Genomic DNA, 11,538 nt, shown 5'->3' on the forward strand with positions numbered 1-11,538 from the left:
CGCGCTCGGGGCTACGTCTCGACCCGGACGCTCGGGTCGTACCCCAGCGCGTTCGCGAGCAACCTCGTCCCGAGGTGCGAGACCGAGTACTCGTTGAGCCCGAACGGGTGGAGGAAGTCCTGGGTCGCCGGCGGGAGGAGTCCGCCGACGACGTGGACAGCGCCCTCGCCCGCGCCCGCGATCGACCCCGCCGCGACCCCGGGCTCTATCTGAGTGTACTCGCCGGCGGTAGTCGCCGCGACCGTGCCCCCGGCGTCGGTGAACGCCTCGGGGTCGACCAGCGTCATCGGCGCGTCGTCGCCGATGCTGTACCCCAGCGGGACGAACTTCCCGATCTCTCTGGCGTTGGGGGCGGTCCCCGCGAGCAACGGGTGGTCGTCGTTGCGGTCCCCGAGGAAGGCGGTGAACAGCGTCTCGTCTCTGATGTCGTCGGGCCCGACCTCCGCGACGGGATCGGCGTCCATCGCGCCGAGCAGATGGACGCCCCGGTCGGTGAGCACGAGCGTCCCGCCGGCCTCGACGTACCGATCGAGTTCGGCGACGTACGTCTCGTCGTCGCGCCCGTCGGCGTGGATCGCGACGAGGTTCTCGACCGCCGGGGCGTCGCCGTCGACGAGCCCGCCGCTCGCGACTTCGTCGACGGTGACAGCTCGCGTACTCCCGCCGCCGCCGAGCGACGCCTCGAGGTCCTCGAAGAACGCGAACGGGCTCACCTCGTAGGACCGCTGGTCGAACCCGAGCACGTCGCTGGGGTTCGGGCTCTCGCTCTCGGCGCGGAGCACGCCGACCTCGACGTCGAACTCCAGGAGCTCCCCGCCGTCGTGTTCGAGGACTACCGACCACTCGCCCGCGGCCGGCGACGCGACGACTAGCTCCTCGGGCCGGTCGGCGCCCTCGGCGAGCCCCCGGCCGGCGATACGGTCGCCCGTCGGCCCGTCGAGCCGGACGCTCACGCCCGGAAGCGCGGGCACGGTGACCGCGAGCTGGGCGGCGTCCTCGGTGGCCGCCACCGGTACTCGCTCGGTTCCGCCGCCGTCGAGGGTGACGCCCACTCGCTCGGTCTCGTAGCGGGTCTCGCCGCCGTCGCCGTACGGGAGGTCCTCCGAGCGGCGCGTGAGCGAGTCGGTCTCCACGTACGCGGTCGACGCCCCGCCGGTCTCGACGCTCGCGCTCACGTCGCCCGCGGCGTGCTCGGCGACCGCCCGGATCACGGTCGCGTTCCCGACGACCCACGCGTCGACGAGGTCGGGGACGAACTCGCCGACCGAGTAGACGGTCTCGGTGGCGAACGTCTTGACGTCGCCGAGACCGCCGTTCTCGCGCGACGCCGACAGCCAGCTTATCGTGTCCCCGCTGGTCGAGTAGCCGAGAATGTCGAACAGCGTCCCGTACTGGTAGGTGTCTTCGGGCGTCGGCGGCGACTCGCCGTCGTCGCTCACCCGGTCGTTGAACCGTTCGAACACCGACTGGAGTTCGTCGCTGGCGATCAGTTGGCCGAGCGCCGACTCCTCGAGCGCCTCGTCGACGGACCGCTGGAGCGCGTACAGGTCCGCGAGGTCCTCGAAGTCGTAGTCGCCGTTCAGCGGGAAGCCTTCGAGGAACGACTCGGAGCTGTAAAACCCGTGGAGGTCGAGGCCGTACTCCAGATTCTCGTAGTCGCGGGTCCGGAAGTACTCCGCGATGTCGAGTTCGCCCGGCACCGACTCCGCGATCTCGGGCGGGACGTCCCGGTCGACGCCCGAGCGGTCGTCGTCGAGGTCCGCCCCGTGCGGTTCGGCGGGGACGTGGCCCGGGTCGATGTACCCCGGCGTGGGGTACGATCGGTTCGGATCGGCGCCGGTCGGGAGGAGCGTCCTGTACTCGTTGGTCCGGACGACCTGCTCGGGGGTGACCTCCTCGCCGCTGTAGTAGTAGGTGTGGTTCGCCACCCACCCCGAGGGGTTCGCGATCAGGAACACGAGCGCGATGTCGTCGAGCAGGCGTTCGACCCTCGGCTCGTCGCCTTCGAGCAGGTCTTCGAGGAACCGGAACATCGCCTCGGGCCCCTGTCGCTCGCTGCTGTCCTGATTGAACACCAGCACCTTCTCCTTCTGTTCGAAGCGCTCGGCGTCGTTCACGTCGTTGGTGATCTCGGCGAGCCAGATGTCCTGGGGCTCGGTCTCCCGGGTGACGAAGTTGTACCAGCCGGCGGTCTGACCGATCGTCCGGAGAGCGAGCCGATCGGGGTGTCGGGCTTCGAGGTGCTGGATCCCCTGTACCATCTCCTCGAAGGAGATGAAGCCGACGCTGTCGTTGGCGGGCGGAAAGACCCCCTCCGAGTAGTCGCCGAGCCGCCAGAACGGGTTCGCGCCCGGCGAGAAAAGCAGGCGCTCGACGGCGTCGAGTTCGACCAACTCCTTGACCTGCTCGGGCGTCGGGCGGGCGTACGCGGCGGTCGTCGGGTCCCGGGTCGTTCGCACGTCGAAGTCGAACGACTCGATCCGGTCGAGCCCGGACGCGTCGGCCACCTCGAGTAGCGTCTGTATCCGGTCGCCGGTCGGCGTGTGGTTGGCGACGAACCGGTACGTGTCGGTCATCTTCTCCGATTCGACCTGCGCGGTCGCGGCCCCCGGGAGCGCGAGCGTCCCGGCCGTCGCGGTCGTCAGTCGAAGGAACGTCCGCCTGTCGACGCGCGCGTCCGCGAACGTCCCGTCGGTCGGATCGTCGTTTCGTGTCATCTCGTTGTCCTCCCTTCGAGACACGCTGTGCGACGGTCCAAACGATAACAATTCGCATCCGTTCCCCGACACCTCTCCGGGGAACTATCACCGGCGGGCCGCGATCCGGGCCCGGATCGCCTCGACGTACGTCTCGCGGTCGTAGCCGAGTCGGGGGAGCCAGACGTTCTGGTAGGAGGGGTGGACCAGCGGGAGGACGGCGGCGTCGAAGTCCTCGGATTCGACCGGATCGAGCACCCCGTCGAGAAACGACTCCGGGGCGTCGTCGCCGAGCACCGACAGGGTCGCGTGCTTGCCGGTGGTCGCGATCACGGCGGGGTCGATCCGCTCGATCTCTGTTCGGAGGTGGGTCCGGCAGTTCGCGCGCTCGTCGGCGGTCGGCTCGCGGTTCGACCCGTCCTCGCCCTCCGGAAAACACTTCACCGCGTTCGTGACGTACAGCTCCTCGGGACCGAGGCCGGCGTCGGCGAACAGTTCCCGGACCGTCCGCCCGGAGTGACGGGAGGTGTAGGCCTTCCCGGTCCAGTTGCCGCCCCGCCACCGGTCGGCGTCCGAGTCGCCGTCTCTCGGCGAGGCGCCACTCGAGTGATCGGTCGAGCGCGGCTCGACGCCTGCCGCCGGCGCCTCGCCGACCACCACCACTGCGGCGTCGAGCGAGCCGTTGCCCCACGCGATCCGCTCGCGCGACTCGACCAGCGCCGGACACCGCGAACACCCGGGTTCGAGGACGTGCTTCGAGTCGGGAACTGGGCCACGAGCGACGTTCGCGCTCGGCGGTTCTGAACGCTTCGCTCCGAACGCGAGCCGAGTTCACGCGCCCGCCGAACCTATTTGGGGTCGCGCGACCGTCTCGAGTACGTGACTCTCGACGTTCGCGTCGCGGTCCCCGACGACGCGCCGGCGGTCCGGCGGGTCGCCCGCGCCTCGTGGCTGGCCGCGTACGACGATGTCGTCGCCGAGGAGAGGATCGAGGCCGCGATCGCAGACTGGTACGACGTCGCCGACCTCCGGGCGTCGATCGGGCGGGCCGACGCCCGAATGCTGATCGCCGAGCGCGGCGACGAGGTCGTCGGCTTCGGGCAGGCGCTGGTCGCCGAGCCGACCGACGAGGCGGGAGCCGAACTCGCGCGCCTCTACGTCCACCCCGACCGCTGGAACGAGGGGATCGGGTCGACGCTCCTCGACCGACTCGAAGACTGGCTTCGCGAGCGCGGCGCCGACGCCGTGCGGCTGGCGGTGCTGGCGGACAACGACGCGGCCAACGCCTTCTACGAGAGCCGTGGCTACCGGCGCGTCGACTCGCGCGAGATGGACCTGAAGGGCGAGACCGTCGACGACTACGTCCGAGAGAAAGGCCTCTAGTCTTCGACGACCTCGATGCCGCGGTTGTTGACCGCCGCGGGGTCGAGCCCGACCTCTTCGAGAAACTGCTTGTACTCGCGCTCGCAGGCCTCGGCGTCGGCCTGCTTGTCGCTGGCGCGGTCACAGAGCGCCACCAGATCCTCGGGCACGTCGTTGGTGTAGACGATCCAGTGGTTGATGAGGTCGCTGAGCCGCCGGATCGGGCTGGTGAAGTGGCCGTAGATCTCGAAGTTCAGCGCGTGGTGGCCGCCGAACGGGTCGTTCATGTACTTCGCGCGGGGCATCACCTTCATCACCGCCCACTGGATCTTGTCGAGCTGGCGCTTCGGGGCGTCTTCGAGGGTCGCGTTGACCGCCTTTCGGGGCTCGTCCCACGCCTCGCCCGGGATCGAGACGCCGTCGAGCTCCTGGATCTCTTGGAGGGCTTCGCCCCACTCGTCGGGGCTCGGCTGAGGGTGGACCCGGTACATCGCCTCGACGCCGCGGTCCCACATCAGCTTGTGGGTCACCGCCTTGTTGGCCTTCAGCATGCACTCCTCGATGATGGTGTGGGCGCGGTCCCGCCGAGGGTTCAACACGAGGCTCCCCTCCTCCTTGCGGAGTTCGTGCATCCGGTCGGCGAGCTCCCAGACCAGCTCGCACTTCTCGGCGAGGTCGACCTCGGTGTCTTCGAGGAGGTCGTCGGCGGTCTCGGGCTCGTCGAGCAGTCGCTCGGCCTCGGTGTAGGTGAGCCGGGCGTCGCTCTCGATGACCGACTTGTAGATCTCGATGCTCTCGTAGCCGAGGTTCTCCTTGTCGAGGTGCATCTCGACGGTGTGGGCGAGTCGGTCCTCGTTGGCCACCAGCGAGCAGACCGTCTCGGCCAGCACCGGCGGGAGCATGTGGATGGTGTAGGCGGGCAGGTAGACGGTGTTGGCCCGCTCGACGGCCTCCTCCCACATGTTCGACTCGGGGTCGACGTAGTGGGTCACGTCCGCGATGTGGACCCACAGGACGTACTCGTCGTCGCGCTCCTCGACCGACAGCGCGTCGTCGAAGTCCTGGGCGTCGATCGGGTCGGTCGTCCAGGTGGTCATGTCCCGGAGGTCGCGGCGCTCGTCGACCTCGTCTCGTATCTCCTGTTGGATGTCCTCGGTTCGCTTTTCGGCCTCGGTGAGCACCGACTGGGGGAACTCGTCGCGGATCTCGAACTTCTCGAACAGCTCCTCGCGGTGGGCTTCGAGTCTGTCGGCCAGTTCCGGAGAGATCTCGACCGGGCCCTGTCCCTCGGGGGTGCCGGCCTCGGCCTGGGCGTCGCTTGTCATACCGAACGGTTACGGGGACGAGTAGTTAGGCGTGTCGGAGCGTACGCCCGTTTCGGCGAGCGCTCTCGCCCGAGCCGGGGGTCTCGGCGCCGTGCCCCTCGGGTCGGGCCGCGCTATCGCTCGTGGTCGAGCGGCCCGTATCGCTCCTCGACCGCCCGCGCGTAGCGGTCGAGAAACTCGATCTCGCTCAGCTCGCCGGCGTCGATCTCCACCAACAGCTCCTCGAGTTCGTCTCGGGGCTGGTGACAGAGGCCGGTGTGACACTCCTTGCAGAGATGTTCGAACGTCTTTCCCTTCCGGTCCCACCGGTCGCCCTCCTTGTCGTACTCGCGGGCGGCCGACCGGGTGACGGTCTCGCCGCAGGCGATGCAGTCGACCGAGTCGTTCCCCCGGCTACTCCGGGTGCCCCACATACTACCGACCACGCGCCGCCGTTACTTGCGGTTTTCGGTCAGCGATTCGACGAGATCCCGCGAGCGTAACGAGAGCTTACCGGGCGCCGACCCGTCCGAGCGCCCTGCGACGCCGTCCCACCGCGGGGCTTATTCGGATCCGCCCACAACCTCGATCCGATGGACGCCGAAATCTCTCCCGACGAACTCGCCGACCTCCTCGACGCCGACGCGGACGTCTGCATCGTCGACATCCGGCCCGCGGCGCAGTTCGACCGCGGTCACATCCCGGACAGCGAGAACGTCCCGTTTCACGCGCTCGCCGACGAGATCGAGCGCCTCGACGGCGAGGAACGCATCGTTACCGTCTGTCCGCATGGCAAATCGAGCGTGCAGGCCGCACGGCTCATCGCCTCCTACGAGGGCGTGTCCGACGCCGCCCGAGTCGAGAGCCTCGCCGGCGGTCTCGACGCGTGGGGCGGCGACCTCGAAGCCGCCGAGCCGTCCCCGACCGACGAAGGACCCGAGAGCCCGTTCTGACGGCCGAAGGCGAAAAATATCCGTAGTGGCGCCACTGCGCCCCGCTCCGCACAGCCTACCGCGCGGGGTCAGGCGACGTTGAACCCCTTATCGCGCAGGAAATCCTCGACGCGTCCGGTGTGGTTGCCCTGGAGCTCGATCTGGTCGTCCTCGACAGTCCCGCCGCAGGCGAACTTGGACTTCAGGTCCGACGAGAGGCTGTCCAAATCGACGTCCTTCGGGTCGAATCCTTCGATTATCGTTACCTCTTTTCCGTAGCGTCGCTCGTCGATGCGGATGTTGATCTGCTGGGACTCTTTGGCGACGTCCTCGCAGACGCAGAGCTCTTGAGGCAGCCCGCACGTCGAGCACACTTCCGACATTACATTTTAGGGATTGACTGTCGGGGTACAAAACAGTGTCGCTACCTGCGCCTTTCGGCGGCGTCGAGCGCCGGGCTCGGGGCCTCCTCGCCGGTCGTTACCGCCCGAGCCCGCGCCGCTCGCGCACCAACTCGTCGACGAGCGCCACCGCCTGATCCGCGAGCAGTCGGTCGGACTCGCCGGCGTACCGGACCCGCTCGTAGATCTCGCCCACGCGCTCGGCCCGGCGGTCGATCCCCCGGATCGCGTCGAGGTACTCCCGCGGGGTTTCGCCCGGCCGGCGCTCGCGGAACCGATCCGCGAGGAGGTGTTCGAGCCGGGCGAACGCCCGCTCGACGTCGGTGTCGGGGTCGCGTCGGGGCTGCCAGTAGAGCCACGCCGTCCGCCTGAGGCGGGCGAGCGCGCCCGTCCGGCGGGCGGCCGCGAGCAGGCCAACGACCACCAGCCCGCCGAGCGCCGCCTCCTCGGGCGACGGCGGCCGGATCGGCACGCCGCCGGCGCCGTCCTCGGCTTCGGTGGTGGCGACTCCGATCTCCGGCGCCGAGTCGGTCCGCCCCACCTCCCGATCGGGCGCGAGCTGGGGTCGCTGGCCCGGTCCCGACTCCGCGACGGCGGTCAGGTTCTCGCTCCCGGTCCCGTCGTCGGTCGTCTCTGTTCCGGTCTCGTCCTCGGGCTGGGTCGTCGTCGGGGTCCACGTCCCGTTCTGGCTGTCGTCGGTGTCGACGTTCGAGACGTTGCGCTCGCGGGCCTGCTGGACGCGCTGGCTCTCGGTGTCCGCGCGGGGCCCGCCGGGCGTCGGGTCGAACTTCACCCAGCCGATCTCGGGGAAGTACACCTCGACCCACGCGTGGGAGTCGAGCCCGCGGACGACCCACTCGTTCTCGGCGACCCGCTGGCCCGGCGTGTACCCCACCGCGAACCGGGCGGGCACGTCCTGCGAGCGGAGCATCGCGACCATCGCGGTCGCGTAGTAGGTGCAGTAGCCCCGCTCCATGTCGAAGATGAAGCTCTCGGCGACGTTGCCGTCGGGCCGATCGACGTCGAGCGAGTACGCCTTGTTGGCTTCGAGCCAGTTCTCGATCGCGACCGCGGTCGCGTACGGCGTCTCGGCGCCCGCCGCGATCTCGTCGGTGCGCTCGCGGATCCGGTCGGCGCTGCTCGCCGGGAGCTGGCGGTACCGCTCGGCGATTTCCTCGGGGTAGTCGGTCCCGGCGGTCCGAAGCTCCGACTCGCTCGGGTCCGGGACCTCGCTGAGGACCGTGTACTGTTCGCCCTCGCGGAGCGCGCCGATCGGATCGAACGACCCCTCGGAGGTGACACGCGCGTTGTCGGCCCCCGTCCGGAGCCGGACCGGCCGCCACGCCGCGGGCATCGCGCCGAGCCGATCGGCCTCTACTGTCACCGTCTGATCGAGGGTCCGACTCGGGCCGGGCGGGGCCGACTGGGCCCGGTAATCGGTCGCCTCGCCGGTCCGAATCCAGCCGTCGCCGTCGTAGCGGTCGTACGCGCCGACCCGCCAGTACCCCCGCCGTTCGGCCTCGACCGAGAACCTGACGGTCGGCGAGAGCTCGATGGAGCCGACGATGTTGGTCCGCTCGTCGTTGTTGACCACGCTCCCCTCGACGGTCTGGGGACCGGCCGAGCCGCCGGGCAGGATCGGGCTCGCGGTGCCGCCCGGGACGACGCTGATCGCCGACGACACCACCACCATCGCCACCAGCGCGATGGCGATGGCGTCGACCTGCGCGGCGGTCCCGCCCCGGCGGGCCAGCGTGCCGAACCCGAGCGCGCTCGCGGCCGCGAGCGACCCGGCCAGCGTGACGAAGCTCCCGGCGTCGCCCGTCAGGACGAAAAAAGTGAGCGCGACGCCGCCGGCGGCGACCGCGAGCGCGTAGCGTCGCCGGAGCACGAGATACCACGGCCCGAACGACAGCGCCGGGGCGACCCCGAGCGCCCACGCGCCGACCTCCGTCATCCGCAGGACCGACAGCCCGGTCAGCAGGGCGACGTTGTCCGCGAGTATCTGGCCCGTCGAGGTCGCCACGAGGTACGGGCTCGGCACCGACAGGTAGTAGCCGCCAAGCCCCGCGCCGAGCAGACCCACGACCAGCGCGGCGGCGTAACTGACCGGGAGGTGGCGGGCGGCGAGCGTCGCGGCGACCAGCGTCGCGACGACCAGCGCGGTCAACGCGGCGGTCCCGCCCACGATGTCGGTGACGTGGTAGAGCACGCTCAGATACGACGCCATCAGAACGCCCGTCGAGCCGACCGCGAGCCAGTGGTACGGGACCGCGACGTCGCCGAGCTCGAGTTCGCGACCCACCGCGGCGTCGGCGCTCACCGGCGCTCACCTCCGTCGGCGACCGCGGCCCGCCCCGACCGCTCGGAACCCGGGGACACCGCGGGCTCGGCCGGCGGGCCCGCCAGCCGCGCGAACTCGACGCTCCGGCCGGCCGCGGCGACTCGGACCGCCTCGCCCTCGAACCCCTCGACGGCGACGTCCGGGTTGCCCCGACGCGAGTCGACGACGGTGCCGGCCGAGAGCCGGGCCAGCGCCGCGTACACCGCGATCCGGTGGGCGGGGCCCGTTCCGGGCTCGATCCGGTCGCTGGGGAGGGTGAGTCCGACCGCCACGCCGGCGTCGAGCAGGTAGCCCGCGACGCTCGCGGCGGCCTCGGCCGTCTCGTCGGCCCGGCCGGGGTCGGCCTCCGCGAGGAGTTCGATCCGCCCGCGCCGGTCGTCGGCCTCGTACTCCATCACGACGAGGTCGTCGGTCCGCTTGGCGCTCGTCTTCCAGTGGACGTCCCGGAGCGAGTCGCCCCGTTCGTACTCCCGGAGCTGGTCGAACCGGTCGCGGCCGTCGATCCCGAGGGTCCTGTCGAGCGCCGCGAGCTCGTTGGCGTCGGTCAGTCGCCGCCGCCGCGGGAACACCGTCACGTCCCGGCGGATCGAGTACCGGTGGGTCGCGGTCCAGAGGCCGAACACGTCCTCGACGCGGAGCTCGACCGGCCCGACGGCGCCGACGCCGCGCTCGCTCAGTTCGAGCCCGAACGCGATCGGCTCGTCGGTGACGGTCGTCTCGACCGAGTCGCCCGCGAGGGCGAGCGGGCCCCGCGCGGTGAGCTCGACCGCTCCCGCGAGGGGCGTCTCGGTGTCGAACGCCACCGCGACCTCGGCGGCGTCGCCCGCGAAGCCGTACTCGGGCGCCTCGACTCGGAGGTCGGGCCGGGGCGTGCGCCGGAGCTGAACGTATCCGGCGGCGAGCGCGACCGCCGCGGGCGCGACGACGCCGTTCAGCGAGCGCGCGCCGAACCAGCCCGCCATCGCGACCGCGACCGCGGCGACGGCCGCGACCGCCCAGCCGCGTCTCGTCAGCATCTCAGCTCACCGGCACGTTGTCGAGCGCCTCGGCTATCAGCGCCGCACCGCTCGCGCCGCCGGTCTCGGCTCCGGTGCGGACGCGGTGGCGCAGGACGGCCTCGGCCTCGGCCTGCACGTCGTCGGGAACCACGTAGTCGCGGCCGTCCAGCACCGCCCGGGCCTGTCCGGCCCGGAGGAGCGCGATCGACCCGCGGGGGCTGACCCCGAGGTCGGCCCGCTCGCGGGTGTAGTTCGCGAGCCGGGTGACGTACTCCCGGACGGCCGCCTCGGCGGTCACCCCCGCGACGGTCTCGCGAGCGCGACGGACTTCCTCGCCGGTCGCGACCGGGTCGAGCCCCTCGATCGGGTGGCGACCGGTGACTCGCCGGAGCACCTCCGACTCGTCTTCGGGCGAGGGGTAGCCGAGCGTGAGCTGTTTCATGAACCGGTCGATCTCGGCGATGGGAAGCTCGTAGGTCCGGTCGCCGCCGACGTCGTTCTGGGTGGCGATGACGGTGAACGGCTGGTCGAGCCGGTAGGTCTCGCCGTCGACGGTGACCTGGGACTCCTCCATGGCTTCGAGCAGCGCCGACTGGGTCTTCGGGGGCGCGCGGTTGATCTCGTCGGCGAGCACGACGTTGCCGAACACCGGTCCCGGCCGGAACTCGAACTCCCGGCTTCGCTCGTCGAAGACGTTCACGCCGGTCACGTCGGTCGGCATCAGATCGGGGGTGAACTGGACCCGCTTGAACTCGCAGTCGATCGAGCGTGCGAGCGACCGCGCCAGCATCGTCTTGCCGACGCCCGGCACGTCGTCTAACAGGAGATGGCCCCGGGCGAGAATAGCTGTCACGATGTGTTCGGTCACGTCGTGGTGGCCGACGATGACCTCCTCGACGTTCTCGACGATGCGTCCGGCGAGCGACGCGGCCTCGTCGACCGGCAACGGGGTCGGCGAGTCGTCGCCTCGTCGGGATGGGGGTGTCGGATTCGGGTTGGCGTCCGTCATGGGTTTGTGGGCGCGGGAAGGGGAGACGGGAATCGCATCGGTCGCCCCGGCGTGGGCCTGACACCCACACCTTACTTCCCCAGCTTTGAAACCTTTGTCCCGAGAGGCGGGCTTCGCCGGTTCGAGACGGCCCGAGGGCTCCGATTTCGCCCGCGTTACCACTCCTTGCAGTCGCCACACACCAGCGCGCCGTCGTCGCGCCACCGGCGCTCGACCGACTCGCCACAGTCGGCACACTCGCCGCCCCGGGGCGACCAGGCGTAGGTCGACCGCGCGGGCTCGACGCTCGGGGCGTCCGCGGCGGCGCTCGACTCGCCGTCGCTCGCGTCCGATCCCGCGTCGTCTTCGCCCGACGCGGCGAAGGCGTCGAGCGATGCGTCTTCGGTCACGTCCCGGGCTACGCCCGCCGGCGTGGTAAGCGTAGCGAAGCCGTCGGGCGCGCTCGCGGCGAGTCGCCGCGAGAGGCGGTCGCGTAGTGTCGTCCAGTCGGCC

General features: G+C 70.7%; 11 protein-coding genes. 2 read left to right on the top strand and 9 right to left on the bottom strand.

Going from position 1 to position 11,538, the window contains the following annotated elements; genetic code table 11:
• Positions 1-11: 11 nt before the first annotated feature.
• Positions 12-2,717: a M14 family zinc carboxypeptidase gene (locus EPL04_RS01625; RefSeq protein WP_134668789.1), complete on the bottom strand. Its 2,706-nt coding sequence runs from the start codon at positions 2,715-2,717 to the stop codon at positions 12-14.
• 87 nt (positions 2,718-2,804) lie between these two features.
• A complete protein-coding gene (locus tag EPL04_RS01630; protein ID WP_134668791.1) occupies positions 2,805-3,413 on the bottom strand; it encodes a uracil-DNA glycosylase in 609 nt (202 codons plus the stop codon).
• Between the two features lie 162 nt (positions 3,414-3,575).
• Between EPL04_RS01630 and EPL04_RS01635 the strand changes: the two genes are divergently transcribed.
• The gene (locus tag EPL04_RS01635) at positions 3,576-4,079 is read left to right on the top strand and encodes a GNAT family N-acetyltransferase (protein ID WP_134668793.1); all 504 of its coding nucleotides are present in this window, start codon (positions 3,576-3,578) and stop codon (positions 4,077-4,079) included.
• On the opposite strand, the gene EPL04_RS01640 is transcribed toward EPL04_RS01635, so the two are convergent.
• Positions 4,076-5,383, bottom strand: coding sequence for a ribonuclease catalytic domain-containing protein (locus tag EPL04_RS01640; RefSeq protein ID WP_134668795.1), 1,308 nt, complete (start codon positions 5,381-5,383; stop codon positions 4,076-4,078). The two genes, EPL04_RS01635 and EPL04_RS01640, sit on opposite strands and share 4 nt — an antisense overlap.
• A gap of 113 nt (positions 5,384-5,496) precedes the next feature.
• The gene (locus EPL04_RS01645; protein WP_134668797.1) at positions 5,497-5,796 is read right to left on the bottom strand and encodes a DUF7562 family protein; all 300 of its coding nucleotides are present in this window, start codon (positions 5,794-5,796) and stop codon (positions 5,497-5,499) included.
• Positions 5,797-5,955: 159 nt separating this feature from the next.
• On the opposite strand from EPL04_RS01645, the gene EPL04_RS01650 reads away from it, so the two are divergent.
• Complete coding sequence (locus EPL04_RS01650; protein WP_134668799.1) at positions 5,956-6,315, top strand: rhodanese-like domain-containing protein; 360 nt, start codon at positions 5,956-5,958, stop codon at positions 6,313-6,315.
• 68 nt (positions 6,316-6,383) lie between these two features.
• On the opposite strand, the gene yciH is transcribed toward EPL04_RS01650, so the two are convergent.
• From yciH to EPL04_RS01675, 5 genes are all read right to left on the bottom strand, one after another.
• Positions 6,384-6,677: a stress response translation initiation inhibitor YciH gene (gene yciH / locus EPL04_RS01655; protein WP_134668801.1), complete on the bottom strand. Its 294-nt coding sequence runs from the start codon at positions 6,675-6,677 to the stop codon at positions 6,384-6,386.
• A 97-nt stretch (positions 6,678-6,774) separates the two neighbouring features.
• A complete protein-coding gene (locus EPL04_RS01660) occupies positions 6,775-9,018 on the bottom strand; it encodes a transglutaminase TgpA family protein (protein ID WP_245154511.1) in 2,244 nt (747 codons plus the stop codon).
• The gene (locus EPL04_RS01665) at positions 9,015-10,055 is read right to left on the bottom strand and encodes a DUF58 domain-containing protein (RefSeq protein ID WP_134668803.1); all 1,041 of its coding nucleotides are present in this window, start codon (positions 10,053-10,055) and stop codon (positions 9,015-9,017) included. Before EPL04_RS01665 ends, EPL04_RS01660 begins: the two co-directional genes overlap by 4 nt.
• A 1-nt stretch (position 10,056) precedes the next feature.
• Positions 10,057-11,046: an AAA family ATPase gene (locus EPL04_RS01670; protein ID WP_134668805.1), complete on the bottom strand. Its 990-nt coding sequence runs from the start codon at positions 11,044-11,046 to the stop codon at positions 10,057-10,059.
• Positions 11,047-11,201: 155 nt separating this feature from the next.
• Positions 11,202-11,435, bottom strand: a complete 234-nt coding sequence (locus EPL04_RS01675) for a DUF7573 domain-containing protein (RefSeq protein ID WP_134668807.1) — start codon at positions 11,433-11,435, stop codon at positions 11,202-11,204.
• Positions 11,436-11,538: the final 103 nt, after the last annotated feature.

Source organism: Halorussus marinus (assembly GCF_004521895.1).
GTDB classification, from domain to species: Archaea; Halobacteriota; Halobacteria; order Halobacteriales; family Haladaptataceae; genus Halorussus; species Halorussus marinus.